Consider the following 25,709-nt stretch of genomic DNA (forward strand, 5'->3'; position numbering starts at 1 on the left):
GTCGATTTGTCGGAATATGTCCAGCGGTGCGGAGTCGATGGTGGGGCAACAGCCTGGAGATGTGGATATGGTGGACGAACTGATTCTGTGCCACCTCGAAGCGGACGGCCGCCAATCCGTTCAGGAACTGGCGCGCAAGGTCAACCTCTCGCGCAGCGCCGTCTACGCCCGCATCCAGCGCCTGGTCAAAGCCGGCGTGATCGCCGGCTTTACGATCCGGCGCGGCGTCCCCGTGCCCAAGCCGGTCGTATCGGCTTATATGATCCTGTATCTGACGGGCCCCATCTGCGAGAAGGTCGCGAAGGAGATCGAGAAAATACCGCAGGTCAAGCTCAGCCAGTCCATCGGCGGAGAGATCGACATGATCCTGACCGTGGAAACCGGCAGCCTCGAGGATCTCAACGACGTAAGGGGCCGGATCGAGGCGATCAAGGGCGTGGTGCGGGTAAACACGTGCGTCATTCTGAAGGAACGCTTCAACCGTCTCCGACGCTGACCCCGGCCCGTCAGTTTACACGCGATGTAGTGATTACGAACTTCGGCTTAATCTGCTCTTGATCGTTATCCTCACGTTGGATCGGCGCGACGGCCTGCCGGTTGTAGGCGACGACGAACACTTCGGCGGCCCTGCCCAGGGTCCTGGCGCGGGTGGACCGGCAGCGATCCGCAAGCATCTCGAACGTCTCGTGCAGGCTTAGGCCCTCCAATCGACAGATTTCCTCCAAGATCACCCATACCGTACGGTTCAACTCCACTTTTCGGACGGTTTTACCAATACGGATTGGGCGAATTTCACGACCCACCAGCCAAGAAGCTTCGTCCGTTAACTCCAACTCTGAATCTTGAGTGGGCTTCACTGCCATATAGGATCGCTTCCCCTTGGAAACTGCGCTCGCACCATAGCGCGACAGCATATGGGCAATCTACCATACCGCGATGAAATGGCAATATCACGCAATTCGGTTGATTTCAAAAAAACAAAAGTTCTTGAGATTGAATATGTTGTGGATTTTGCCCACGTAACGTCCTCTTTGCTGTCCAATTCAGCAACGCCGACCGCTGCAGGATTATCCCGCAGGGGCGTCTGCGGTCGCTGCGGGCCGCTTTCATTGAATGGTCCAAGCCTGCGAGCGGCCAGCCATGCCGCATCCCGACGAATTGAACGACCGCCGACACGCGCAACACAAATCCTTTTTTTGACAGACACTTACACCATACGGACGCCGCAGCTTCTGGGTTTCTTTGGACGTCCCACCCGCTTCAGGTCGGATGACGGCGGCGGTCGTTCCGCATGGTGCTGCAGGAGCATGGGCACGAAACGGGATGCAGGCACCGGTCAACTCTCGAACGAGGCACTCCTGGATCTCGAAGTCGGTCGGCGCGGCGACGCGCGCCAAGGCGGAGGCCGCTCCGACGATCGGCGGGAACCGCCGCAGCCATGGATGGATGATCGGCCGTATCCGTCACCTCGGATCGCCGACGGAAGCCACGGCATGCTGCGGCATTCGCCTCAACGGGGTGTTTGCAGCCAACCGCGGCGGCGCGACATACTGCCGCTCCGTCCACGCCTCGCCGGAAAGTCGCCCGATGTTCCCCCGCACCGCCGCCGTCCTGGCACTCGGCGTTCTCGCCTTTGCCGGCGCTGTTCCGCCGGCCGCGGCGGCACCCACCGCGTGCCCACAGCACTTCGTCGCCGGACAGGCGCCGGATCTGACGCGGCAAAGCCTGGCGGCCAAGACGCGCCCGCTTTGCTACGATGGCTACGCCCTGCTGCATTCCGGGATCAGCCGCACGCCGCTGTGGACGGCCGAGCACCTGACCACGGAGCGACTCGCCGCGGCGCGGGGGCTGAAGCGCAAGAACAGGTTCCATGCCGATCCCAACCTGCCGGCGGACGAGCGGGCCGAACTCGACGACTACAAAGGGTCGGGGTTCGATCGTGGGCATATGGCTCCCTCCGGTGACATGCCGACAGCGGCTGCGCAGGAGCAGAGCTTCAGCCTCGCCAACATGATTCCGCAAAGCCCCAAGATGAACCAGCTCATCTGGGAATGGATCGAGAGCGGCATCCGTGACCTCGCGGAACGGCAGGGCGAACTGTACGTCGTCACCGGGCCGGTCTTCCAGGGGCAGAGCCTGCAGCGGATCAACGGCCGCATCCTCGTGCCCAGCCACGCCTTCAAGGCGGTCTACGATCCGCAGCGGCGCCAGGCGGCCGCCTACCTCGTGGAGAACGTCACCACGAAGGCCCATCGGGTGTTGTCGATCGCCGAGTTGGAACAGCTGACCGGGGTTGCGGTGTTTCCTGGACTCCCGGAAGCGGTCAGAGCGATCGCGATGCCGTTGCCCGAACCCAAACCGCGCCGGCGGTCGTGACCATGACCGGCGCCTCCACACACCGCCCAGCTGACGAGGCTCCGATGCCGTCGCCGATAACGCCCTTCGCCGATGAGGCCGACTCGCTGCAGATCGACGATCTGACGGTCGAAAACCGCACCGACCGCGTGTCCCTCTACGGCAGTGTCGCGCTCACCAAGGACCGCGCAGGCCTGGAGCACGCCCGCGCGCTGAAGACCATCCTGGACGCGGTGATTGCCGCCTTGGAAGACGAGGAGAACCTGCCCGAGGCGGTCGCGACGAAGCCGCCGGACCAAGTGCCGAACCCGTTCGGCTGAGCGCCGTACGGCTGGTTGAGGACCGACGTCACCGCGTTTCATCCGAAGGCCGATCCGCGGCCCCAACGGCTTCCGGGGTCCCGCTGGGGCCGGTTCTCGCACGCAGCGAGGGGACCAACCGAGCCCTCGCCCGCATTGACGCGCTTGCGGACGCCTGCGAGATCCGTACCTGCTGAGCCGTGTCCTGACCAGGCGTGAGGCCGTATCGAGTTCCGGGATCGAGGGCACGCATTCGACTCTCGACGAACGGCTTGTCGTCGAGGATACCGAAGTCGATCACTTCGCTCCCCCGACAAGCCGCCATATTCCCTGGGGAGGATTGGCTGAAACCTGATAGGTTATGCGAGGCTTCAACCGGTGAAGGGGTGTCTTGGATGCCGCTGACGGAAAGGACCGCCCAGGGCGATCAATACGTCCTTCCCGGCGCGGAACGCCGGACCGAGCCCGGCCTGCCCTATGCCGCCGAACCCGACGGCCAGCTCGCCCTGCATTTCTACGAACCTCCCCGTGCCGACGAGCGGGACCCCGGCAAGCCGCCCCCTGTGTCGCGTCCCCTCCCCCGCCCCACGCCGATCGATGACGGTCCGCTCGCCGGCCGCGTTGCGTTCTTCCCGCAGGTCATGAATGATGTGACCGAAGCTTTCCGTGCGTTTTCCGGCGTGACGAAAGAACGCCGGGATTAAGTGTTCCAAAATCATCATTCGCTCCTGATCGTGGTCCACTGCCCCCGAGGAACAACGTTCATGCCTTTCGACAATCCGGCGGGCGACCGAGCCCGTCGGCAGCCACGGTTCGGCAAAACGGCCCAACGGCAAGCCGTGCAGGGAGCTCCGGCGCGAGCACACCCGAAGGTCAATGGTTCCGCCCAGCAGAAGCACGCCCAATGGCTCGCCCGCGCCGGCGATGCCGAGCGATCCGGCGATGCCGTCGAAGCCGAAACCTGCCGTCAGCACGCTGAGCACTGGTTCCGTGTGGCCCACGGCCGCAACGATCCCTGACCCGCCAACGGTCCCCTCGGGCCGTAGCGGCGTGACTCAAGCGCAATGCGCCCTGGGAAACCCGAAGCGGTTCGTTCCACCGGAAGAACGTCGCCTCGCTGATCCCGTGCTTGCGGCAGACCTCCGCCGTTGGCCTGCCGGCTTCCTTCTCGCGCAGGACTCCAATGATCTGTTCCTCGCTGAAACGGTGAGGTGAGGTGATGGAAGGGCCGTCCACCACATCACTTCAGGCGGGCGCGTCAAACTGTCGGTGTTCCATGCAGAGCCTCATCTGGCGGTCGGTGATGTGCGGGCCCGGCAAGGTCGGGGTTCGTTCCTCATTGGTGTGAAGACCCTCGATCCCGACCGCGGCCACCGCTTCCGCCAGCCGGCGCCTGTTCCATCGAACGGACGCCAACGCCGCCGTCGCACCTACGGCCGGTTACGCCCGACCTCCGTCGCAACGGCGGCGTCCTTCATCCTCATTCAGATTGACCCAGTTCTCATCGTGATTACTGCGCTTCCTCGTCCTACGTCTGCTCCGGTCGCTCCGCCGGCCGCCGCCCTTTCAGCCACTCCGCCATGCCTTGGTCCTCCAGGGCATACTGCCCGCGCGCCGAGCGCCAGATCAGGTTGTCACGACGCAGTGCCTCGATGGCAGCCTGGACGGACGGCACCTCGACAGGCTCGCCGACGGCTGACGAGTAGACCGCGAGCGTGGCCGCCGAGAACGGGGTAAACTGCGCCTCTTCGGTGACCAGGCGCTTGATGACGGCCTGCTGCAACGGGGTAAGCGACGACCAAGCGCTCTCGTAGTCCTGCCAAAGCCGACCGCGCAGCGTCTCCGCTCCGGTGCTCAACGCCTTGCGGAGTTCGCCCGCGCCGTCGTCGAGCGCGATGTCCTTGAGGATCTGCGCGAGGATCTCGGGACGCCTACCCACGACGTCGAACGCGGCGAACACGTCCGCCGGTTCGAAGCGGTTGTCGGCAGCCAGGCGCTTGTTGAGCCACGCCGGCACCGTCAAGTTGGCGGGGATGCCATTGTCTGGGGAGCGGAGGCGGAGTATGGGACGGCATGACGACGCGCCCCGATCCCCGCTATGCCGGCTATCGCTTTCCCGCCGAGGTCATCGCGACGGCGGTGTGGCTGTACTTCCGCTTCCCGCTCAGCCTACGCATGGTGGAGGAAATGCTGACGGCCCGCGGTATCGTCGTCAGCCACGAGACGGTGCGGCAGTGGGGCCTGACGTTTGGCCGCGAGATCGCGGATCGGTTGCGCCGACGGGCGCCGCGCCGGGGCGACAAGTGGCATTTGGATGAGGTGGTCCTGACGATCGCTGGCAAGAAGCACTACCTGTGGCGGGCGGTCGACCGCGACGGCTTCGTGCTCGACGTGCTGGTCCAGAGCCGCCGCGACGCCAAGGCGGCCAAGCGATTGCTGCGCAAGCTGCTGAAGAAGCAGGGCTGGGTCCCGCGGGTGATGGTGACCGATAAGCTGAAGTCGTACGCCGCGGCCAAGCGGGACGTCATGCCCGGGGTCGAGCACCGCCAACACAAGGGGCTCAACAACCGGGCCGAGAACTCGCATCAACCGACCCGCCGTCGAGAAAGGCAGATGAAACGCTTCAAGTCTGCCCGCCAAGTCCAACGCTTCCTGTCCATCCACGATCCGATCGCCAACCTCTTCCACCTCCGCCGCGACCACCGTCCCGCTTCCAACTACCGCGCCGCCCGCGCCCAAGCCTTCATTGCCTGGGCCGAGGTCGCCGGTGCACCGCTGGCCGCATGAGCCCCCGGTTTCTGGACATCCGTGGCCGAACTGCGCTCTCCCGAACTGCCAACTTCAATAACTTGACGGTGCCGCTTGACAGCCCCGAAAACCCCATACAAGCAGTTACCACCAGAGCTTTCCGACATCATGGTGAGGCGGGCCCGTCCCGACTTCGGAAAGAACCACAGAGCCGACAGGTCATCTCATCAACGCCGTTGCCGATGATCCTTCTTTAGAGGGCTTGCATCCCGTGCCCGCAATCAATGAACCGAAATCAACGCGAGAGCCATTCCTCGGCCAGAATGGCGTAAAGGTAGGAGTTCCGCCACGTACCTTTTACTAGCTTGTCGGCGCGGAACTCACCCTCACGGCGCATGCCGAGCTTTTCCATCACTCGCCAAGAAGCTACGTTCCTGACATCGCAGGTGGCATAGACCCGGTGGAGCCTGAGTCTCTCAAATGCTACAGACAGCAGCGCACCGGCCGCTTCGGTCGCGTATCCGTGGCCCCAGTATGATCTTCCCAAGCAGTAGCCGATGTCGGCTGTCGCCCCGTGCTCGTCCAAAATGCTGAGTCGGATACCACCGATTAGTGTGCCCTGCGCCCGCAGTTCGATACCCAACTCTACCGAGCGACGAGGCCAAGTTTGGTACTCCTGCAGCCAAGCCTGCAGCACCTTGGCAGTCATGGCAGGCGTATTCGGCCCCCATTCCATGTATTGGGCCACTTTGGGATCGCCAGCGTATGCTTGAATAGCCTCGGCGTCGCCGGCCGTAAAAGGCCGAAGCAGGAGGCGCTTAGTCCCCAAAGGGTACCATGGTCTACGTGCGGAGGCTCTCTGCGACCGTTTCATTAGCTCGACGGAGTCACAGACGGGTTCGCAACTCGTGCTTGTAAAAATACGAGTGGGATAGGAGCATCTGTCCAGGGGAAGGCAGTCGACCAGTCGTAAGCTCCAACATTGCCGATCACCAGAAGATCTCCGGGACGGGGTGACTCCGGTCCAGCAGCCCAATCACATAGAAGATCGCTTTCGAAGCAGTTGCGACCGTAAACCGCGAACCGCTGCGTCAGCGCGCAGCAGCGCAGCCAGTGAATCGGATGAAAGTGGGTCCCAGCGGATGGGATCAGATTGCGTCCGGCGTCTAAGACAAGCGCGTCAACTGGATCGCGATGCTTGCGCGCGACAAATTGCGTCAACAGGTATCCTGCTCCCTCCGTTAAAATTCTGCCAGGCTCAGCGAAGACCGGTAGCTCGTTGAGCGAGGATGGCCACGTTTTTAGGGCAGCCTTCGCCGCAAGTATGTAAGCGCGAAAAGTCTGCGGACCTGATCGGTGCGCGGCAGACGGTCCGGGGAAGCCGCCGCCAATGTCGATCCACTCCGGAGCCGCACATGAGCTTTCGACCACGGCCTGTGCCGCAGTGGAAGCGTCGCGGATTGCTAGGGCTAGGAGTTCGGGACTTTTAAGGTTCGATCCCGCGTGAAGGTGGAGACCACGCACTAGAAGCTCCTCGCGATGGATCAACTGAAGTGCGTCCATTAATTCCAGCCGGCTTAGGCCAAAGCGCGACCAACTCTGCGGCGCACTTCCCTTCAAAGTCGCAATTCGCAGACCCAGGCGTGCTCGCGGCCCAGGCCGTAGACTTGCGATTAAGCGTAGTTCGTCGAGGCTGTCCACATGAATGGTGACGCCTTCCTGAATTGCAAGTTGCAACTCATCCCGCCGCTTCAAAGGTCCATTGAAGATTATTTTCGATGGAAGAAAGCCGTGACTGAGGGCAAGTTTTAACTCTCTTCCTGAAACAACTTCCGCGCCATAACCAAGTTCTCGGAGAACCGAAACGATTTTTTTATCTGAATTTGTCTTAAAAGAGTAGAAAAGATCGCCACATGGAAAGGACGCCCGCTGAACAGCAATGATGCGGCCGGCCACGTCTTTTAAATGCTCCAGGTCAAATACAAAGCAGGGTGTACCCTGCTCGGCAGCAATCTCTTTAAGGAGTGCGCGATTTATTCGCGGCGCCATATCGACACCAAAAGGCTTTGGTAGGCCCTATGTTCATTGAGGAGCAGCCGAGTTATTTTGAATCGTTCGACCGCCAGTTCGCGCACGTTTGGCTTTTCCTGCATAACACCGGAAAATAGAGTATCGAAATGTTGATCGATTACGGACAGCACCAGGTCGTTCGCTAGAACCTCTAGCGGCTGGACGCGACAGTGGCACTGTTTGAATACTGACGAATAAAAATCCATCCAGTAGCTCTCTGTCCAATCGGGTGATGGACGAAAGCCAATAGCGTCTGCAACGGCTGTTAAAAGAGCTTCTTCGGGCGGGTTATGGTAAAAGAAGTCCGCAGCGACCAGCATCCCGCCGCGTGCGAGGACCCGCGCACACTCACCGAGGGCTCGCCATCGGGGCTGGATGAACGCGAAGTTGCAGCCTGCCAGCACGTGAGTAAAAGCACTATTCTTGAATGGCAGCGCGGCCGCGTCGCCGACGAGGAAGGCAACCCCTGCATTTTGTGACGTGGTGAGGGCCAGCGCACTTTTAATCGCCGCCTGTGAGATGTCCAAACCAACGCAACAGGCTGCTGTCCACTGCTCAACCCGTCTCGTAGCGTATCCCGTGGAGCACGCAAGATCAAGCACTTGGGAGTGCTTATCCAATCGCGACTGCAGAATCCATTCGGAAATGGTCGCGTCACCTCCAGGCGGCAAGTTCTCATGGCCCAAGCGCGCGATGAAGTCGGGATATGAGAGTTCCATAAGTTCGGTGCCTAACACGCAGGCGCCTCCTACACAGAAATTGCGGGTGGGCAGGTATGCTGGCACATGGACGTGACGAGCACCTCCTCAGCCTCAAAGTTTGTCATCAGCATAATTCGTCGTTTCCCAAGCAATGGCGAGGGCCGATCAGGAAACCCTAAGAATAGTATTATCTCCTGCGCAATCATGGCTGATGCAAGAGCATTAATGACACTGCCTGAGCAATTAACTGAGTTGTTAGAAGGCTTTTTGGCTTCATCTGATAAATATTCTTCAGATACAAATAGGTGGCGGAAGCATTCATAACAGACAGTTCCTCGCTCTGGAGAAAGTGTTGGCCCCACTTCCGCCCATTCTGCTCGGTAGCCAGCGATAGTAACGGCACCCGTATGGGCGTATGGAATTCTTGGATGGTGAGGGGTAGCGTCCGCTGTTAATAAGGTCATGTCAGCTGAAGTGGAGAACGGCCAGTCTATGCTGCCTAAAATGTCTTCCGAACAGATCTCTATTCGTACATCTGGTGAAATTGCTTGTAAACGGCTCCGCGCAACGGCGACCTTCAACTCACCCTCATCATCAGGAGTAAATAGTGTTTGTCGATTTAGGTTGGTGCGTTCCACGCGGTCGATGTCGTTCAAGAACAAATGGCGCACACCTGCGCGCACCAGAGTTTCGGATACCCTACAGCCAATGCCTCCTACTCCTAGAATTGCTATACGAGCGTTCTGTAATCGGCTTAGAGCGGTGTCCGGATATATGCGATCGAGGGCGGCGAAGGCTGACAGTTCACGACTGTATGGATCGTTAGCGCTCACGGCGCTGCGGAGCACGATCAGCAAACGCTCGTCCTTCAGTGTCTGCAGGCACGCCACTTCAAAGCCAAGCGCTAGCACCTCAGTAACTCGACGGGTTCCATCGAGATTCGCTAGCAGTCGTCGGAAGTACTCGGCGGGATGGAGTGTATAAATCTTCGCGCCGGCGCTAACCAGTAGCCCTGGAGCGCTGGAGGGCAAAATGCGCGCCCAAGGGGCAAACCACAGAAAGGGGTTATCATCGAACAGATGCATGGTTCAGTTCGTCACCATCTGGCCGAGGCGTTGCAAGTCGTACGTGCGAATCTTAAGGCTATCCACGTTCTGGCCCGTTTCCTTGGCGATCGCGGCTCTTTGAGCTTTGGTAAGATTGATCTCAACTTCGTGCCATTGGCCTCCAGCCACAGGCGCTTCAGCAGGCGGAGCCTCCACTCGCTTCACCTTCACTTCACCGGAGGCCCCAACCTCACCCGATCCTCCCGGATTCACTTGTTGAGCGAGTGCCTTATTGTTCACCGACACTGCTGCAATCGCACTCACAATTAGCGATCTCCGCAGCATTTTGCGACGCGCAATACCGGAATTTTCATTTGTCATGTCGATCTCCCCGCTTCTGGTTTATTGGGAGGGCACAGAAGCTCAGCCGTGCCGCAAAGCATATTGAAATCACATATTCTAAGTTTCGTCAATGTATAGGTGGATGGAACTGCATAAATTTTCACAGCCAATACTTTTTTGGTGTCAGACCGTCACTCAACGAGCGCATCTGTATATGACACTAACGGCTGAGTCTCTTGTTATAATCTCTCATTGGAAGTTACTTTTACCACTAAATATATGAATACATATTATCGTATGCAGCGTTGAAGAAGAAAATTGTTGCGAAACATAAATATCGAGATATTGGAGTTTTCGCTCAAATACCGTAATGCGTGCTCCACGTTACTGGAAACGTCGCATGTTCCACGCATCAGACCTTGAAGAATGTTTTCAGAACTCCATTCAGAAGCCTCTGTTGCAAAGTTTGCCAGGAGGCAGCGGAATGGCTGGAATTTGGAAGGAGCCAAGCTGTGTCGGACTTCAAAGGTCGCCACTTCGAGGGTGAGATCGTGCTCTGGGCGGTGCGCTGGTACTGCCGATATGGCATCAGCTACCGCGACCTTGAGCAGATGCTGGCCGAGCGCGGCGTTTCGGTCGATCATTCAACGATCTACCGCTGGGTGCAGAAGTATGCGCCGGAGATCGAGAAGCGGCTACGCTGGCAGTGGCGCTGTCCCCGGTCGCCCAGCTGGCGGGTTGACGAGACCTACGTGAAGGTGGGCGGCAAGTGGGCCTACCTCGGGTCCGTCCAAGATACGTGTAAAAATAGGTCACAAGGCGGTTGGCCGCTCCGAGCGGATGCGCTTGGTAATCTTTCCGACGATGCCGCGGCTGGCGCTGGAGGCGATCCGGGGCGAGTTGACGGTGGCGCAACTGGTGGCCAAGCATGGCGTGCACCAGACAGTGATCAACGCCTGGAAGAAGCAGGCCGTCGATGGGATGGCCGGGGTGTTCTCCGGCAAAGCCGAGGCGGCCGAGGCGGCGCACGGGGGTGAGGTCGAGAAGCTGCACGCGATGATCGGGCAACTGGTGGTGGAGCGGGATTTTTTGCGCAAGGCCTCCGGTCGATGAGCGTCGGCCAGAGGCGGGAGATGATCGATCCGCAGCATCCGCGGCTGTCGATTGTTCAGCAGTGCGCGTTGGTGTCGCTCAGCCGCTCCAGCTACTACGGGCCGAGGGTGGGCGAAACGACCGAAAACCTCGAACTGATGCGGGTGATCGACGAGCAATTCCTGGAGACGCCGTGGTACGGCAGTCGGCAGATGATGCGTCATCTTCGTCGGCAGGGGCATGCGGTCAATCGTAAGCGGGTGCGCCGCCTGATGGCGATCATCGGACTCCAGGCGGTCTACCAACGTCCGAAGACGACGGTGCCGCATCCCGAGCACAAGATCTGGCCGTACCTGCTGCGAAACCTGACCATCGACCGGCCCAATCAGGTCTGGTGCACCGATATTACGTACATTCCGATGCGCCGGGGCTTCTTGTACTTGGTGGCGGTGATGGACTGGGCGTCGCGCCGGGTGTTGGCGTGGCGGTTGTCGAACACGATGGACGTCGAGTTCTGCCTCGAGGCGCTGGAGGAGGCGATGGCCTGCCACGGGCGGCCGGAGATCTTCAACACCGACCAAGGCAGCCAATTCACCAGCCCACGCTTCACCCAGGTCTTGACCGATGCCGGTATTCGGGTGTCGATGGACGGGCGCGGGCGGTGGATGGACAACGTGTTCATCGAGCGGCTGTGGCGTTCTTTGAAGTACGAGTGCGTCTACCTCCAGGCCTTCGACACCGGCAGCGAAGCCAGGGCCGGGATTGGCCGCTGGATCGACTATTACAACACCGAACGGCCGCATTCGGCGTTCGGTGGCAAAACCCCGACCGAGGTCCACCAGGGCTACCCGGACGGTATCAAAATGGCGGCGTGAGATAGACCTGAACCAAGCTTAACCCAGCCGCAAAACTGTCCGGCAGATGGGGACCAGCTCACTCCCACGCGCAACACCGCCGCCGCCAAGCGCTTCCTGTCCAAGGCGTTGAACGGCTTGAAGGAGTGGGAGACGCCGACGGTCATCAACACCGACAAGGCGCCAACTTATGGGCCGGCCTTGGCGGAGCTGAAGGCTGAGGGCAAATGTCCCGAGGAGACCGAGCACCGGCAGGTCAAATATCTGAACAACGTGGTGGAGGCCGATCATGGCAAGCTGAAGCAGCTGATCCGCCCGGTGCGAGGCTTCAAGACCCTGAAGACGGCCTACGCAACGATTAAGGGTTTTGAGGTGATGCGGGCGCTCCGCAAGGGCCAAGCGTCCAGCTTCAACATCACCCGCGACATGCGGGGCGAGGCGCGCCTCGTCGAACGCGCCTTCAACATCGGACCCTGCATGCTCACCGAGGCCGTACAGTTCATCAGCCAGCAGCTCGAACCCCAGGACGCATAGCGTCGGCGGTGATGCCCGTAATCATCATCTCGCGCCTGCCGACAAACTTTGCAACAGAGCCATCCTCCCCCCAGGTTTGAGACGGTTTCCGATGCAAAAAGGTACATGGCTTCTACTGATTCTGTCGCGAAACCTAAACACCCTTTTCGGCAATCGGCCGATTAACCCGACCGCCCGGTCCCGCTAGCTTTTCGGACAACGCCGGCCCGATCGCCGGCGCATTCCAACCACAAGAGGGACCCGATCATGACCAACATCGTTCCGACCGTAAACGAAGTCGAAGGCAAGGTCGCCATCGTGACCGGAGCCGCGAGCGGCATCGGGCGGGCCATCGCCGATCTCCTGCACGCCCGTGGCGCCAAGGTCGTCGCCGAGGACATCGACCCGGCGGTCCAGGAGATGGCCCGCGATGGACTCGTCCCATTCGTCGCCGACGTGACCCAGGACGGCAGCGCGGAGAAGGCGGTGGCCCTGGCGGTCGAACGCTTCGGCCGGCTCGACATCCTCGTGAACAACGCCGGACGAATTCTGTACAAGCCGCTGGTCGAAATGACGCGCGAGGATTGGAACTGGCAAATGGAAACCAACCTCACCGGCGCCTTTCTGCACTCGCGCGAGGCGATGAAGGCCATGATGCCGAACAAGGCGGGCGCGATCGTCAACATCGCGTCCTACGCCTCCTACTTCGCGTTTCCCGGCATTTCGGCCTACACGGCCTCCAAAGGCGCTCTGGCCCAATTGACCCGCACGCAGGCGCTGGAAGCGATCGAGCACGGCATCCGCGTGAACGCCATCGGGGTCGGCGATGTGGTCACCAACCTGCTGAACCACTTCATGGAGGACGGTCGCGGCTTCCTCGCGGAGCATGGCAGAAAAGCCCCGATCGGCCGGGCCGCCGATCCGCTGGAAATTGCCGAAATCGTCGCCTTTCTCGCCTCGGACCGCGCGAGCTTCATGGTCGGATCGGTCGTGATGGCCGACGGCGGCATGAGCGTGCCGGTGGGCTGACGGACGGGCTGACGAACAGCCTCGGCGCGGCTCCGATTCATCACGAAGGCGATCGAACACGCACGTTCTGACGAAGGTGACATTCTTCGTCGCCAATCCAGGAGAAGGTGAGGCGCTTGGCGCCCGCCTTCTTTGCACCAGCGGCGTCACGACACACAGCGGTTATCGCCGGGCGTCCGACTCCGAACCGCGCGGACCTCCGTCCGGAGCTTGTCGCCATGGCTGCGGATGGCGGCCGCGTCCGGTCCGTCATCCGCGTCACTCCACCTCCGACAGGGACACAACTCGTTCAGGAGATTGCGCATGCAGTCCATACCGGTCGACAAGGCCAACCGGTTTCTCGAACCCGGCCCGATCGTCCTGGTCACCACCACGGACGGCGGCCAGCCGAACATCATGACCATGGGCTTCCACATGATGGTGCAACACGATCCGCCGTTGGTCGGCTGCGTCATCGGCCCGTGGGATCACAGTTATGACGCGCTGCGCCGCAGCGGCGAGTGCGTCATCGCCGTTCCGACCGTCGATCTCGCCCGCACCGTCGTCGACATCGGCAACTGCTCCGGCGCCACCGTCGACAAGTTCCAGGCCTTTGGGCTGACGCCGCTGCCGGCCCGCAAGGTGGCGCCGCCACTGATCGGCGAATGCCTCGCCAATCTCGAATGCCGCGTCGCCGACGATCGTCTGGTCGATGACCACAGCCTGTTCATCCTCGAGGTGGTCGCCATCTCGAACGATCCCGAACGCCGGGAACGGCGGACGCTGCACCACCGCGGCGATGGCTCCTTCGTCGTCGGTGGCGATACCATCGATCTTCGCGACCGCATGGTGAAATGGCGGCACCTGCAGGACTGATCCCAGGGGTTGGCGGTTCAGTGCTGGACATTATCTTCCAAGGAGGTTGGGCGAATCGAGACGATGCTTTGCTCGGCCGCTGCTCACGCGACGCGGACGGACTTCGGGCGTCCAAATCGAGCATGCGGTTGAAGACCTCGACGCCGACCGCGATTCTCGGTGGCCTGCGCCCGATCTTGGCCTCCACCAGCGCGCAAAAATCACATCGGCTGTCGCGTTGTATCGGTGCGGTTCCGGCGGTGTCGCTGAGCACGGCGCCGACGCAGGCTGGAACTTGCCGCCGTCTCCATCCTGTCACGCTGCTTGAAGTGCCTAGCAACCGAGAACGGCAGAGCCTAACATCCACGAACAGATTCTTGGGGTCAGAATTGGTTTCGGTTGGCGCGCCGCAGCCGCTGCAGCTTTTCGAAATCCGCACCCGCGTGGTAGGACGAGCGGGTGAGCGGCGTCGAGGCCACCATCAGGAAACCCTTGCCGCGGCCAAGTGTTGCGTAGCTCTCGAATTCGTCGGGAGTCACGAACCGGTCCACCGCCGCGTGCTTGGGCGTCGGCTGGAGGTACTGGCCGATCGTCATGAAGTCAACATCGGCGGCGCGCAGGTCGTCCATGACCTGCCCGACCTCCTCCTTCGTCTCGCCCAAGCCGACCATGATGCCGGACTTGGTGAAGATCGTCGGGTCCAGCTCCTTCACCCGCGACAGCAGTTGCAGCGAGGTGAAGTAGCGGGCCCCCGGGCGGATCGTCGGGTAGAGGCGCGGCGCCGTTTCCAGATTGTGGTTGAAGACGTCGGGCTTGGCCTCGACCACCACCTCAAGCGCGCCCTTCTTCTTCTGGAAGTCGGGGGTGAGGATCTCGATGGTCGTACCGGGGGACGCCGCGCGGATGGCGCGGATGGTCCGCGCGAAGTGCTCCGCCCCGCCGTCTGCCAAGTCGTCGCGGTCGACGGAGGTCACCACGACGTGGCTGAGCTTCAGCTGCGCCACGGCCTCGCCGACGTTGTCGGGCTCGTGCGGGTCCAGCTGGTCCGGCCGGCCGGTCTCGACGTTGCAGAAGGCGCAGCCGCGCGTGCAGATCGAGCCCAGGATCATGAAGGTGGCGTGCTTGCGCGTCCAGCACTCCCCGATGTTCGGGCAGGCCGCCTCCTCGCACACGGTGTTCAGTTTCAGCCCGCGCATCAGCTGGCGGGTCTCGTCGTACTCCTGGCCGGTCGGCGCCTTCACCCGGATCCAGCCCGGCTTGCGCTGGATGGAGTTGTCCGGCTTGTGGGCCTTTTCGGGGTGGCGAGGCTTTGCCGGTGAACCGATGGCGAAAGCTGTCATGGCCGCCGGACTCCGCATGAACGGGCTCCACCGTTGGCCGGCCCGTCGGGGCGCCGGGCGACAAGGGCCGACAACCCCATGGTGAGCACCGTCTCGCCACCATGATTTTTGGTTTCAAGGCGGCAGGTGACGACTCCACGATCCGGTCTGCTCGATGGCTTCAGTTTGGCGACAGTCACGTCGACATACAGCGTATCGCCCGGCCGGACCGGCTTCAGAAAGCGGACGTCGTCGATGCCGAGCCCGGCCAGCGCCGTTCCCTCCAGCAGCGCCAGCTGGAAGTACATCCGGTAGGTGAGCAGGATCGTCTGAAGGCCGCTGGAAATCAGCGAACCGAACATCGACGTCGCCGCTGCTTCCCGATCCACATGGAACGGCTGCGCGTCCCATTCCAACGCAAAGCGGATGACGGACTCCTCCGTCACCGTCACGCCAGCCGACCGGTAGTGGGCGCCCTCCTCAAGCTCCTCGAAGAACATACCGCGGGTCATCACCGCTTCTCCGGTTGTCGCCTCAGGCATCGATGACCGCGAGTTCAGCCCCGATGGGAAGCACCGTTCCCGGTTCGGCCGCGCGGGCGATCAGACGCCCGGTGGTTGGAGCGACGATCTCGTACGTCGCCTTGTCGGCCTCGACGGTCGCAATGACGGCGCCCGCTTCGACGGTTGCGCCCAGCTCGGCTTCCCACGCCGCGAGCGTCACCTCTTCAATGGTCAGCCCGAGCTTCGGGACCTTGACACGCACCTTCATGGCTTTCCCCTCACATTCCACGGTAAATCGGATTGCGCTTCTCCAGGAAGGCGCGCATGCCTTCCTTCTGGTCCGCGGTCGCGAACAGACGCAGGAACTCCTGGAGTTCATATTCGAGCGCCGCGTCGAAGCCGGAGTCGGCGCCGACGTTGACGCTGGCCTTGGCTGCGCCGAGAGCCAGCGGCGCCTTCGTGGCCAGCTCGTCTGCCAACGCCTGGGCCGCTTCGCGCAGTTCACCCGGCGGCACGCAGCGGTTGGCCAGCTGCAACTCCACCGCCTCCCGCCCCTCGACGAGCCGGCCGAGCATCAGCAGTTCCTTGGCCTTCAGCCGGCCGAGCCAGCGGGTCAGCCGCACCGCCGCCCCCGCACCCGGAATGACCCCGATGTTGATCTCCGCCAGCCCGAAGCGGGCGGCCTCCGTGCACAACACGAAGTCGCAGGCGAGCGACAGCTCGGTGCCGCCGCCGGTGGCCCAGCCGTGCACCGCGGCGATGACCGGCTTCCGGCACATCTCGATGTCGCGGAACAGGCCGAGCCACCCCCGGTTGTACGTCAGCATCTTGTTGGGGCCGTAGTCCACCATCTCCGAGATGTCGGCCCCGGCGGTGAAGGCGCGGGCGCCGGCGCCGGTGAAGACGATGCTGCGCACCGCCGGGTCGGCCCCGGCTTCCTCCACGGCTTGCCGGCATTCGCGGATGCACTGGCTGTTCATCGCGTTGTGGACGCGCGGGCGCGACAGCGTGATCCAGCGCGCGGCGCCGCGGGTGTCCACAGCGATGGTTTCATACGCCGGCCCGCTCATGACGCCAGCATCCCCTGCACGGCCTCGGCGATGGAGGCGGGGGTGGGCAGGTAAAGCGATTCCAGCCCTGGGGCGAAGGGGCTGGGCGCGAAGGGCGGCGTGACGCGGCGGGGCGGCGCCTTCAGCAGCGGCAAGCCGCGCTCGACCACCGACGTGATGATCTCCGCGCCCAGCCCGCAGGGCGCGTGCCCCTCATGGACGACGCACAGCCGTCCGGTGCGCTCCACGGAGGACAGGATGGTGGCGACGTCCAGCGGGCTCACCGTCCGGGGATCGACCACCTCCGCGTCGATACGCTGTTCGGCGAGCAGGGCGGCGGCCTGGAGCGCCGTGCCGACCATCTGGCCCAGCGCGACGATGGTCACGTCGCGGCCGGGCCGCTTCACCTCCGCCACGCCCAGCGGCAGCAGCGCGTCCTCGCCGTCCGACACCTCGCCGGACATGCCGATCAGCTTCTTGCTGAGCAGGCAGAGCACCGGGTTGTCGTCGCGGATGCCGGCCTTGACCAGCCCCAGCACGTCGGCCGGCGTCGCCGGGGTAACGACCTTCAGCCCCGGCACATGCGCGAACCAGGCGGCGAAGCTCTGCGAATGCTGCGGCCCGGCGTTCACCCCGCCCCCGCCGAAGGTGTAGAGCAGCAGCGGCACGCCGACCTGCCCGCCGAGCATGTAGCGCAGCTTGGCCGCCTGGTTGACCAGCGGATCCATGCAGCAGGTCAGGAAGTCCTCGAAGCCGATCTCCACCACCGGGCGCAGGCCGGTCATGGCGGCCCCTACCGCCGCCGAGACGAAGCCGTTCTCGGCGATCGGCGTGTCACGCACGCGGTCGGCGCCGAACTGCTGGTAGAGCCCTCGCGTCTGGGCGAAGATGCCGCCGCTGGCGCCCACGTCCTCGCCCATCAGGATGACGCGCTCGTCGTGCGCCATCTCCTCGCGCAACGCGCGGGTCAGGGCCTGGTAATATTTGATGCGAGCCATATCCTTCACCCCGCGTAGACGTCTTCGCCGATGGCCGAGGCCGGCGGGCTTTGCAGGCCGGCGGCCCACTCCGCGGCTTCGCGGATGCGCGCCTCCGCCTCGACGCGCAGGCCGGACAGCGCGTCGGCCGGCAGCCCGCCCGCCCCCTGCCGCTCGAAGCGCAGGATCGGGTCGAAGTCCGTGCCGGTGTCGCGCTCCGCCTGCGTTTTGTAGACCTGCGGGTCGCCCTCGTAGTGGCCATGCCAGCGGTAGGTCCTGGCCTCGATCAGCGTCGCCCCCCCTCCGGCGCGGGCCCGCTCCGCGGCTTCCGTGACGGCGGCGTGCACCGCCAGCACGTCCTCGCCGTCCACCGTCACGCCGGGGAAGCCATAGGCCGCGGCGCGGTCGGCGATGCGCTCGACCGAGACGTGCACCGCGTAGGGCGACAGCTCGGCATAGCGGTTGGCCTCGCAGAAGAAGACGATGGGCAGCTTCCAAATCGCCGCCATGTTCATCGCCTCGTGCGCGATGCCGGTGCCCGATGCCCCTTCCCCGAAGAAGGCGACGACGCAGTGGGGTTCTTTGCGGATTTGCAGCGACAGCGCCGCGCCGGTGCCGAGCCCGAGCGACTGGCCGACGATGCCGTTGGCGCCCAGCACGCCCATCGCCACGTCGGCGATGTGCATCGAGCCGCCGCGGCCCTTGCCGTAGCCGGCCGACTTGGCGAACAGTTCCGCCATCATCAGCCTGGGGTCGGCGCCCTTGGCGAGGCAATGGCCGTGGCCGCGGTGGGTGCTGGTGATGAAGTCGCCCGCGCCGAGCGCCGCGCAGGCACCGACGGCGCAGGCCTCCTGCCCGAGCGAGAGGTGGATGAAGCCGGGCAGATCCCCCTCCCGGTAGCGGTCGGCGGCGATCAGTTCGAAGGTCCGCACCTCCCACATCAGGCGGTACAGCCGGGCGGCCAGTTCAGTCGAGACGGTCATGGCGTCCATCCCCTTTCCGATCAGCAGCCGAGCGCGCGGGCGATGAGGATCTGCTGGATCTCGCTGGTGCCCTCGCCGATCTCCAGGATCTGCGCCTCGCGGTAGAGGCGGTTGACGCGGTAGTCGTGCATGAAGCCGTAGCCGCCGTGGATCTGGTAGGCGTCCTGCGCGGCCTGGACGGCCAGCCGCGTGCCCATCAGCTTCACCATCGCCGCCTCGGTGTGGCACTCGCGCCCCTGCGCGTGCAGCCAGGCGACGTAATGGGCGAAGCGGCGCGTCCCCTCGGCGTGCGTCGCCATGTTGGCGAGCTTGGCCTGGGTGAGCTGGAAGGCGCTCAGCGGCTGCCCGAACTGCTTGCGGTCCTTGGCATAGGCCAGCGCCTCCTCCAAGCAGGCGCGGGTCAGCGCGCAGCCCAGCGTGCCGAAGACGATGCGGCCCAGGTTCAGCCCGGCCAGCGCCTGCTTCAGCCCGGCGCCCTCGCGGCCGAGCAGGTGGTCGGCCGGAACGCGGCAATCCTCGAACACCAGTTCGCGGTTGTCCATGCCGTGCCAGGCCATCTTGTCGAAGGACTGGCCGAGCTGATAGCCGGGCGTGCCAGTCGGGATGATAAAGGAGGAGATCGCCTTGCGGCCGTTCGGCTGCTCACCGGTCACCGCCATCACCACGGTGCCGTCGCTGATCGCCGTCCCGGCGTTGCTGATGAAGATCTTGTTGCCGTTGATCACCCACCCGTCGCCGCCGCCGTCGCGCACGGCGCGGGTGCGCAGGCCGCCGGCGTCCGAACCGGCGCCCGGCTCGGTCAGCGCGATGGCGCCCAGCTTGTCGCCGCGGGCAAAGGGCGGTAGCCAACGTTCCTTCTGCTCCGGCGTGCCGAGCTGCACGTACATGTTCGCGACCAGCACGTGCACCTGCCAGATCAGCGCGAAGGTTTGGCTGACCGTCCCCATCTCCTCCATCGCGATGATGTAGCTGAGCGAGTCGAGGCCGCTTCCGCCGTATTCCGGCGGGATCATGATCCCGGCCATGCCGAGGTCGCTCCACTTGCGCCAGAGTTCGTAGGGGAACTCGTGGTCGGCCTCCATGCGGGCCTGGACCGGCGCGACTTCCGCCTGCGCGAAGTCGCGCACCATGCGCTGCAGCTCGATCTGCTCGGGGGCAAGTTCGAAGTCCATCTTTCCCTTCCTTCTCCTCGCGGAACAAAAATCAAACGATTGTTTGCTTTTTTGGGTGAGGTTGCCCCCGGTGGGGCGCATTGGGTTCGAGACCGGCGGGTTCGAGACCGGCACCGTGCCGGAGCAGAGCCGTGCACGTTCGTCGCACCGATGCGTGCCCCAACCCGACCAGCCTCTTGTCTTCCGCGGCGGCGTTTCCGACTGTGGTCCGGCTCCATCATACACAGCGCCGATCATCAATCAAATGGTTGTTTGATTTTTTCGGCAGGCCGCGAGCGAGGGCGCTGAAAGCCGTTGCAATGGCGCCAGCCCCGGCTTATTGATGGAACCACAAGCAAACAAGCGTTCGACAAGGAGGGGAGATGTCCAGCCATAACCGGATCCGCAGCTTGCCGCGCACCCTGCACAGCCTGCTGGAGATGCGGGCCAGCGAGCGTCCGGACCACCCGTTCCTCATGGCGTCTGGACAGACCTGGACCTTTGCCGAACTCGACCGGCACGCGAGCCGCCTGGCTCATGGACTGAAGCGGCGTGGCGTCGGCAAGGGCGACCATGTCCTTGTGATGATGGCCGGATCGCCCGCCTATCTCGCCCTGTGGTTTGCCGTGTCCAAGCTGGGCGCCGTCGAGGTTCCGGTGAACGGCGCCTACCGCGGCGCGATGCTGCGGCACGTTCTCCAGACCGCCCAGGTTCGGCTCGCCATCGTCGAGGACGCCCACCGCGCCGTGTTCCTTGAGGCGTCCGACGGGCTGGTCGATCCCGCGGCCGTGCTGGATCCCGACGCTCTGTTCACTGAGTCCGACGAAGACGGTCCGTTCGCCAGCGCCGATGTGGCCGCCGGGGACCCGGCCGGCATCATCTTCACCTCCGGCACGACCGGGCCGTCGAAGGGCGTGGTGATGAGCCACCGCCACCAGATGTCCTTCGGGCTGTTCTTCTCCGAGATCACGGGATTCCGGGCCGACGACGTCGCCTACAACTACCTGCCCTTCTTTCACATCGCCGCCAAGTTCCTCACCCTCGGCACCATGCTGGCCGGCGGACGGATGGCCTTGCGGCCGGTGTTCAGCCTGTCGCGCTTCTGGAGCGACGTGCACGAGTACGGCGTCACGGTGTGCGTCGCGGTCGGCGGTCTCTGCCACCTGCTGAACAGCGCCCCGGAACGCCCGACCGACGCGGAGAACCCGCTGCGGCTGATCTATGCGGTGCCCGTCCCCTGGGAGTTCAAGGAGCGCTTCGAGGCGCGCTTCGGACTGGAGCTGGTGGAAGGCTATGGCGGGACCGAGAGCAACCTCGTGGCCTACAGCCGCCTTGGCGAGGACACGCCGCAGGGCTCCTGCGGCCGGCCGAGCGACCATTTCGAGGTCGTGATCCTCGACGAGGACGGCCACGAGGTGCCGCGCGGCGAAGCTGGGGAGATCTGCGTCCGGCCGCGCCATCCGCGCACCGTGATGACCGGCTATCTCGGGTTGCCTGAGAAAACGCTGGAGGCGTTCGACGGCTGCTGGTTCCACACGGGGGACCGTGCCTATATGAACGAGGACGGCTATGTGTTCTTCCTCGACCGCATGAAGGACGCCATCCGGCGCCGGGGCGAGAACATCTCGTCCTTCGAGGTCGAGCGCATGCTGAATGCCCACCCGGACGTCGCGGAATCGGCGGTCGTGCCCGTGCCGTCGGAGGTCGGCGAGGACGAGGTGAAGGCCATCGTCGTGCTGCGCGAGGGCTCGCGCCTGACGCCCGAGGCGCTGCTGCGTTTCGCCGTGGAGACCATGCCCTACTTCATGGTACCCCGGTTCGTCGAGTTCCGCGCCGAGCTGCCGCGCACACCGACCATGAAGGTTCGCAAGGTCGAGCTGCGGAGCGAAGGCCGGACGGACGGCACATGGGATTGCGAACAAGCGGGCCTGCGCATCACCCGGCGCGGGCTCGAACCGTTATAGAGTTTCGGTGAGCGTTGGAGAAACAGGAAGCATGGCATACACCAAGGCCGATCCCGGCAGCCGCCGGGATGCCATCATCGAGGCCGCCGCGCGGCAGTTCGCCAAGGCTGGCTACGACGCCACGACCATGCGCGACATTGCTTCGCTGACGGGCATGCTCCCCGGTTCTCTCTATTACCATTTCCGGTCGAAGGAAGAACTGTTCGCGGCGGTGCATGAAGAGGCGATCCAGAAGATCTGCGACAGCGTGGTCCGTGCCATCGACCCGGCGGCCGACCCATGGACCCGTCTGGAGCAGGCGGCATCCGGCTATCTGGAAAGCATGCTGATGCACGATTCCGTGTATGCGGGCATCATCGTCACTGAATTTCCGCGGCGCCGATCGCGCAACCTGCGCGAACAGCTGATCAGCCACCGCCAGCGCTTCGAACGCCTGTTCGCCGACATCGTCGACGAATTGCCGCTGAAGGACGGAGTCGACCGAAGCTATTGGCGTCTGGCGCTGCTGGGCATGCTGGCCTGGACCTATGTCTGGTACCGTCCGGGCGGCGACCCGCCGAAGGTCATCGCGCAGACCATGGTCAGGATGCTGAGGAACGACACCGCACAGGCCGACTCCTAATCTTCAAGCGCGAGCTTCCCCTCTCTCGCGGCCCCGCCGGAAGAGAGGGGCTCAAGGTCAGCACCGATGGGCGCCACGGGGAGTGCGGGCGCCGCATGACGAGACGCCGAAGCCGGCGTTCCTTGGGGCCTCGGCCGGCTGAATTACCAAACATACGTTTGTTTTAAGGGGACGAGACGCCCATGACCATCGATGCCGGGAGGGCCACAACCGTGGACGACCGCAGCAAATCCGCAGCAGAGGCCGCAAGCCCGGCCGGACCCTTGATGGGAGTCCGGGTGCTGGACCTGACCCGCCTGCTGCCTGGTGCCTACTGCACGCAAATGCTTGCCGACCTCGGCGCCGACGTCATCAAGGTCGAGCAGCCGGGCCGCGGCGATTACTGGCGCTGGTCGCCGCCCACCGTGCGCACGCAGGGGGCCCAATTCCTGGCGCTCAACCGCGGCAAGCGCAGCGTCACGCTGGACCTGAAGACCGACGGCGGACGCGAAGCCCTGCTCCGACTGTGCGCCACGGCGGACGTCCTGATCGAGGGGTTCCGGCCGGGGGTCATGGGCCGGCTTGGGCTCAGCCCCGAGGCGCTGCACGCCAGAAACCCGAAGCTGGTGGTCTGCGCGCTGACCGGCTTCGGCCAGGACGGCCCCTGGGCGCAAGTCGCGGCCCACGACCTGAACTATGTCGGCATGACCGGCCTGCTCCAACTCGTCAATGGCCGTTCCGCCGCGCCGCGGGCCACAGGCCTGCCGATCGGCGACATCGGCGCGGGCGCGCTGATGGCCATCGGCGGCATCCTCGCCGCGCTGGTCGACGCGCGGAGCAGCGGACGCGGGCGGTTCGTCGACGTCTCGGTAGCCGACGGGCTCTATTCCTGGGTCGGCTTCATGACGGCCTGCTGGAACGTTCCGGGCATGGAGGGCGTCGACGTGCCCTTCGACGCCCCGTTCGACAAGCCCTTCTACAGCGTCTACGAGACGGCCGACGGCCGGCATCTGGTCGTCGGCGCCTACGAGGAAAAATTCTGGCAGACGCTCTGCGCCGCGCTGGACCTGCCGGAGTGGCTCGATCGGCAGTGGTGCGGGGGTGAGGAGGAGGACCGCCTGCGCGCGGCGATCGCCGCCGCCTTCAAGCGCAGGACGCTCGATGACTGGCTCGCCGTCTTTGCCGAGCACGAGGCCTGCGTCACCCCGGTGCTGACCACCCGCGAAGCCCTGGAGAGCCCGCACGCCAAGGCGCGCGGCTCCGTGATCACCGTGGACGACCCTGTGGAAGGACCGCTGCGGCACGTTGGCAACCCGTTGCGCTTCGACGGGCACGCCTTCAACGCCCTGGCCCCGGCCCCCCGGCTCGGCGCCGACGGCGAGGCGCTGCTGCGCGAGGTCGGCTACACGGCCGCGGACATCGAAGACTTGCGCGCGAACGGCGCGATGTGAGTGGGAGGAGAGCCGTGCAGGACATCGCCTTGGAAGACCGGGTCGTCAGCCTTCAGCTGCGCCGCGCCGCCGAACGGACGCCGGACTCCGTCTTTCTGCAGTTCCCGTCGACCGCTTTCACCTACGGCAGCTTCGAGCTGCGCACCAACGCCGTCGCCAATTCCCTGACCCAACTCGGCCTGGGCAAGGGCGGCCGGCTGGCCATCTTCGGCCGCAACTCGCCGGAGTTCCTGGAGGCGTGGTTCAGCGCGGCGAAGCTCGGCGCGCTCTATGTGCCGATCAACACGGAATACCGCGGCGAGGTGCTGCGCCACCAGCTCGACAACGCCGAGGTCACGCACATCGTCGTCGATCCCGAATATCTGGACCGCCTCGACGCGGTGATCGACACCCTGCCCCGCCTCCGCCACGTGCTGGTCACGCAAGCCGCCGAGGCACCGGAACGGCTGGCGCGGCTGACCACGGTGCAACCGTTCGACAGCCTGCGCGCCGGGAGCCAGAGCGACCCCGGCGTGACCGTCGCCTTCGACGAGCCGCACGCCATCAGCTTCACCTCGGGCACGACCGGCCCGTCCAAGGGGGTGCTGGCGCTCAACGCGCACGTCGTGCGGTTCGGCCACGACTGGGGCCGCTCGCTCGCCTACCAGCCTCATGAAGCGGTCTACACGCCCCTGCCCCTCTTCCACGCCATCGCCGCTTGGCTGGGCGTGATCCCGACCCTGCTCAACGGCGCCCGCATCGCCATCGCGCCGCGCTTCTCCGCCTCGACCTACTGGGACGAAGTGCGCGCGGCGAAGGCGGACATCGCCCACGGCATCTTCTCCATGGTGCCGATCCTGCTGAAGCAGCCGCCGCGTCCCGACGACGCCGACCAGCCGGCCCGCGCCTTCTACAACGCCAACGAGAACCCGGCCTTCGAGGAGCGGTTCCGCTGCCGCATCGTCGAGGCCTATGGCGCGACCGAAACCGGAATTGTCGCCTCCACGGCGATCGGCGAGGCGCGCGTGCCGAAATCCTGCGGCCGGCCCAACACGGAGACCTTCGAGGTCGCCATCGTCGACGATCTCGACCGGCCCGTGCCGCCGGGCACGGTCGGCGAGATTCTCGTCCGCCCGAAGGAGCCTTTCAGCATGTTCCGGGAATATCACGGCCGCCCCGACGCGACGCGCGACGCCTTCCGCAATCTGTGGTTCCACACCGGCGACAATGGGAAGATCGACGGCGACGGCTACCTGTACTTCATCGACCGCAAGAAGGACGCGATCCGCCGGCGCGGCGAGAACATTTCCTCCTACGAACTGGAGTTCGCGGTCAACCAGCATCCCGACGTTCTGGAATGCGCCGCCGTGTCGGTGCTGTCCGACCTCGGCGAGGATGAGGTGAAGGTGGTGATCGTGCCGAAGCCCGGCAGCGCGATCACCGCCGAGGCGTTCTGGGACTTCTGCGACCGGACCATGCCGCGCTTCTGGGTTCCCAGCTTCCTGGAGATCCGGGACGCCCTGCCGAAGACCGCCAACGGCAAGGTCCAGAAGCAGTTCCTGAAGCCCCACGACGCCGGGCACTCCCTGTACGCCCGCGACTGGAAGTCCGGCGCGATCCGGAAGGTCTGAGGGGCGCGCCTATTCGCCTCCGCGAGGGATGGCAGCCGGTCGCCATCTCCCGCGATCTCGCCGTCATCCCAGCGAAGGCTCTAGAGTATGCACACATTTCGCGAGTGCTGTAAGGGACTGAGATACCTGAAAAAACCCCTCTTCCTTGAGGGGGTGATGCTGAAGGAGGCCGCAGGCGTCCGTAAGCTTCACGGGTTGGGGTGAGGGTGGCGCCGGCC

29 protein-coding genes and 3 pseudogenes are annotated in these 25,709 nt (G+C 64.1%); 16 read left to right on the forward strand and 16 right to left on the reverse strand.

The features are described from left to right. Positions 1 to 67 precede the first annotated feature (67 nt). Positions 68 to 496, forward strand: a complete 429-nt coding sequence (locus tag ACWPN7_RS16090; RefSeq protein WP_051141069.1) for an Lrp/AsnC family transcriptional regulator — start codon at positions 68 to 70, stop codon at positions 494 to 496. A 10-nt stretch (positions 497 to 506) separates the two neighbouring features. Here ACWPN7_RS16090 and ACWPN7_RS16095 read toward each other — a convergent pair whose 3' ends face one another. Then, positions 507 to 863 carry a hypothetical protein gene (locus ACWPN7_RS16095; protein ID WP_459198000.1) on the reverse strand — a complete coding sequence of 119 codons (357 nt, stop codon included), beginning with the start codon at positions 861 to 863 and terminating at the stop codon, positions 507 to 509. Positions 864 to 1,323: 460 nt separating this feature from the next. Here ACWPN7_RS16095 and ACWPN7_RS16100 point away from each other — a divergent pair, with 460 nt between their 5' ends. The 5 genes from ACWPN7_RS16100 (at position 1,324) to ACWPN7_RS16120 (ending at position 3,673) form a co-directional block, all read left to right on the forward strand. After that, entirely contained in the window at positions 1,324 to 2,376 is a 1,053-nt protein-coding gene (locus tag ACWPN7_RS16100; protein WP_459198001.1) for a DNA/RNA non-specific endonuclease, read from the forward strand. Between the two features lie 44 nt (positions 2,377 to 2,420). Further along, on the forward strand, positions 2,421 to 2,675 hold the full coding sequence (locus tag ACWPN7_RS16105; protein ID WP_456511572.1) for a hypothetical protein: 255 nt from the start codon (positions 2,421 to 2,423) through the stop codon (positions 2,673 to 2,675). A gap of 154 nt (positions 2,676 to 2,829) precedes the next feature. Beyond that, positions 2,830 to 3,009: a Fic/DOC family N-terminal domain-containing protein gene (locus tag ACWPN7_RS16110; RefSeq protein ID WP_459198053.1), complete on the forward strand. Its 180-nt coding sequence runs from the start codon at positions 2,830 to 2,832 to the stop codon at positions 3,007 to 3,009. Between the two features lie 40 nt (positions 3,010 to 3,049). After that, positions 3,050 to 3,358, forward strand: a complete 309-nt coding sequence (locus ACWPN7_RS16115) for a hypothetical protein (RefSeq protein ID WP_459198002.1) — start codon at positions 3,050 to 3,052, stop codon at positions 3,356 to 3,358. 60 nt (positions 3,359 to 3,418) lie between these two features. Further along, positions 3,419 to 3,673 carry a DUF4167 domain-containing protein gene (locus ACWPN7_RS16120; protein WP_459198003.1) on the forward strand — a complete coding sequence of 85 codons (255 nt, stop codon included), beginning with the start codon at positions 3,419 to 3,421 and terminating at the stop codon, positions 3,671 to 3,673. 28 nt (positions 3,674 to 3,701) lie between these two features. Here ACWPN7_RS16120 and ACWPN7_RS16125 read toward each other — a convergent pair. Both ACWPN7_RS16125 and ACWPN7_RS16130 read right to left on the reverse strand, forming a co-directional pair. Continuing rightward, positions 3,702 to 3,875, reverse strand: a pseudogene (locus ACWPN7_RS16125) (transposase); the annotation flags it as partial. Positions 3,876 to 4,182: 307 nt separating this feature from the next. Next, entirely contained in the window at positions 4,183 to 4,677 is a 495-nt protein-coding gene (locus tag ACWPN7_RS16130) for a hypothetical protein (protein ID WP_459198004.1), read from the reverse strand. A gap of 50 nt (positions 4,678 to 4,727) precedes the next feature. Between ACWPN7_RS16130 and ACWPN7_RS16135 the strand changes: the two genes are divergently transcribed. After that, positions 4,728 to 5,441: an IS6 family transposase gene (locus tag ACWPN7_RS16135; protein WP_459198005.1), complete on the forward strand. Its 714-nt coding sequence runs from the start codon at positions 4,728 to 4,730 to the stop codon at positions 5,439 to 5,441. A gap of 256 nt (positions 5,442 to 5,697) precedes the next feature. On the opposite strand, the gene ACWPN7_RS16140 is transcribed toward ACWPN7_RS16135, so the two are convergent. The 6 genes from ACWPN7_RS16140 to ACWPN7_RS16165 form a co-directional block, all read right to left on the reverse strand. Continuing rightward, positions 5,698 to 6,276, reverse strand: coding sequence for a GNAT family N-acetyltransferase (locus ACWPN7_RS16140; protein ID WP_459198006.1), 579 nt, complete (start codon positions 6,274 to 6,276; stop codon positions 5,698 to 5,700). Further along, complete coding sequence (locus ACWPN7_RS16145; protein ID WP_459198007.1) at positions 6,276 to 7,451, reverse strand: type III PLP-dependent enzyme domain-containing protein; 1,176 nt, start codon at positions 7,449 to 7,451, stop codon at positions 6,276 to 6,278. The genes ACWPN7_RS16140 and ACWPN7_RS16145 overlap by 1 nt, the downstream gene beginning before the upstream one ends. Further along, entirely contained in the window at positions 7,436 to 8,209 is a 774-nt protein-coding gene (locus tag ACWPN7_RS16150; protein WP_459198008.1) for a class I SAM-dependent methyltransferase, read from the reverse strand. The genes ACWPN7_RS16145 and ACWPN7_RS16150 overlap by 16 nt, the downstream gene beginning before the upstream one ends. An 11-nt stretch (positions 8,210 to 8,220) precedes the next feature. Then, positions 8,221 to 9,258, reverse strand: a complete 1,038-nt coding sequence (locus ACWPN7_RS16155) for a ThiF family adenylyltransferase (protein WP_459198009.1) — start codon at positions 9,256 to 9,258, stop codon at positions 8,221 to 8,223. 3 nt (positions 9,259 to 9,261) lie between these two features. Further along, on the reverse strand, positions 9,262 to 9,600 hold the full coding sequence (locus tag ACWPN7_RS16160; RefSeq protein ID WP_459198010.1) for a hypothetical protein: 339 nt from the start codon (positions 9,598 to 9,600) through the stop codon (positions 9,262 to 9,264). A gap of 251 nt (positions 9,601 to 9,851) precedes the next feature. Then, on the reverse strand, positions 9,852 to 10,205 hold the full coding sequence (locus ACWPN7_RS16165; RefSeq protein WP_459198054.1) for a hypothetical protein: 354 nt from the start codon (positions 10,203 to 10,205) through the stop codon (positions 9,852 to 9,854). Between ACWPN7_RS16165 and ACWPN7_RS16170 the strand changes: the two are divergent. The 5 genes and pseudogenes from ACWPN7_RS16170 to ACWPN7_RS16190 form a co-directional block, all read left to right on the forward strand. Further along, positions 10,110 to 10,343 (forward strand): annotated as a pseudogene (locus tag ACWPN7_RS16170) (IS6 family transposase); the annotation flags it as partial. The gene ACWPN7_RS16165 and the pseudogene ACWPN7_RS16170 sit on opposite strands and share 96 nt — an antisense overlap. A 58-nt stretch (positions 10,344 to 10,401) precedes the next feature. Further along, positions 10,402 to 11,528, forward strand: a protein-coding gene (locus tag ACWPN7_RS16175; RefSeq protein ID WP_492273363.1) for an IS3 family transposase whose coding sequence is annotated in 2 segments (ribosomal slippage) — positions 10,402 to 10,645 and positions 10,645 to 11,528 — 1,128 coding nt in all. Because the reading frame shifts where the segments join, the coding sequence is not laid out codon by codon here. A gap of 57 nt (positions 11,529 to 11,585) precedes the next feature. Beyond that, positions 11,586 to 12,041: pseudogene (locus tag ACWPN7_RS16180) on the forward strand (DDE-type integrase/transposase/recombinase); the annotation flags it as partial. 246 nt (positions 12,042 to 12,287) lie between these two features. Then, a complete protein-coding gene (locus tag ACWPN7_RS16185; RefSeq protein ID WP_459198012.1) occupies positions 12,288 to 13,049 on the forward strand; it encodes an SDR family NAD(P)-dependent oxidoreductase in 762 nt (253 codons plus the stop codon). 303 nt (positions 13,050 to 13,352) lie between these two features. Continuing rightward, entirely contained in the window at positions 13,353 to 13,904 is a 552-nt protein-coding gene (locus tag ACWPN7_RS16190) for a flavin reductase family protein (RefSeq protein WP_459198013.1), read from the forward strand. 362 nt (positions 13,905 to 14,266) lie between these two features. Here the strand turns inward: ACWPN7_RS16190 and lipA are convergent, their stop codons facing one another. Genes lipA through ACWPN7_RS16225 form a run of 7 tightly spaced genes read right to left on the reverse strand, consistent with a single transcriptional unit; the run spans position 14,267 to position 19,886 of the window. After that, entirely contained in the window at positions 14,267 to 15,223 is a 957-nt protein-coding gene (gene lipA / locus ACWPN7_RS16195; RefSeq protein WP_459198014.1) for a lipoyl synthase, read from the reverse strand. Further along, positions 15,220 to 15,714, reverse strand: coding sequence for a MaoC family dehydratase (locus ACWPN7_RS16200; protein ID WP_459198015.1), 495 nt, complete (start codon positions 15,712 to 15,714; stop codon positions 15,220 to 15,222). The genes lipA and ACWPN7_RS16200 overlap by 4 nt, the downstream gene beginning before the upstream one ends. Positions 15,715 to 15,736: 22 nt before the next feature. After that, positions 15,737 to 15,973: a lipoyl domain-containing protein gene (locus ACWPN7_RS16205; protein WP_376999398.1), complete on the reverse strand. Its 237-nt coding sequence runs from the start codon at positions 15,971 to 15,973 to the stop codon at positions 15,737 to 15,739. Positions 15,974 to 15,983: 10 nt separating this feature from the next. Further along, on the reverse strand, positions 15,984 to 16,775 hold the full coding sequence (locus ACWPN7_RS16210; protein ID WP_459198016.1) for an enoyl-CoA hydratase/isomerase family protein: 792 nt from the start codon (positions 16,773 to 16,775) through the stop codon (positions 15,984 to 15,986). Next, complete coding sequence (locus ACWPN7_RS16215) at positions 16,772 to 17,752, reverse strand: alpha-ketoacid dehydrogenase subunit beta (RefSeq protein WP_459198017.1); 981 nt, start codon at positions 17,750 to 17,752, stop codon at positions 16,772 to 16,774. Before ACWPN7_RS16215 ends, ACWPN7_RS16210 begins: the two co-directional genes overlap by 4 nt. Positions 17,753 to 17,757: 5 nt before the next feature. After that, positions 17,758 to 18,714, reverse strand: coding sequence for a thiamine pyrophosphate-dependent dehydrogenase E1 component subunit alpha (locus ACWPN7_RS16220; RefSeq protein ID WP_459198018.1), 957 nt, complete (start codon positions 18,712 to 18,714; stop codon positions 17,758 to 17,760). A 20-nt stretch (positions 18,715 to 18,734) separates the two neighbouring features. Beyond that, positions 18,735 to 19,886 carry an acyl-CoA dehydrogenase family protein gene (locus ACWPN7_RS16225; protein WP_459198019.1) on the reverse strand — a complete coding sequence of 384 codons (1,152 nt, stop codon included), beginning with the start codon at positions 19,884 to 19,886 and terminating at the stop codon, positions 18,735 to 18,737. Between the two features lie 362 nt (positions 19,887 to 20,248). Here ACWPN7_RS16225 and ACWPN7_RS16230 point away from each other — a divergent pair, with 362 nt between their 5' ends. The 4 genes from ACWPN7_RS16230 (at position 20,249) to ACWPN7_RS16245 (ending at position 25,491) form a co-directional block, all read left to right on the forward strand. Further along, the gene (locus ACWPN7_RS16230; RefSeq protein ID WP_459198020.1) at positions 20,249 to 21,829 is read left to right on the forward strand and encodes an AMP-binding protein; all 1,581 of its coding nucleotides are present in this window, start codon (positions 20,249 to 20,251) and stop codon (positions 21,827 to 21,829) included. 31 nt (positions 21,830 to 21,860) lie between these two features. After that, entirely contained in the window at positions 21,861 to 22,451 is a 591-nt protein-coding gene (locus ACWPN7_RS16235; protein ID WP_376999410.1) for a TetR/AcrR family transcriptional regulator, read from the forward strand. A 182-nt stretch (positions 22,452 to 22,633) separates the two neighbouring features. Beyond that, positions 22,634 to 23,881 (forward strand): CaiB/BaiF CoA transferase family protein, encoded by a 1,248-nt coding sequence (locus ACWPN7_RS16240; RefSeq protein ID WP_492273364.1) that lies wholly within the window; start codon positions 22,634 to 22,636, stop codon positions 23,879 to 23,881. Positions 23,882 to 23,895: 14 nt separating this feature from the next. Next, the gene (locus ACWPN7_RS16245; RefSeq protein ID WP_459198022.1) at positions 23,896 to 25,491 is read left to right on the forward strand and encodes an AMP-binding protein; all 1,596 of its coding nucleotides are present in this window, start codon (positions 23,896 to 23,898) and stop codon (positions 25,489 to 25,491) included. Positions 25,492 to 25,709 lie beyond the last annotated feature (218 nt).

This window comes from Azospirillum sp. UENF 312511 (assembly GCF_058780635.1).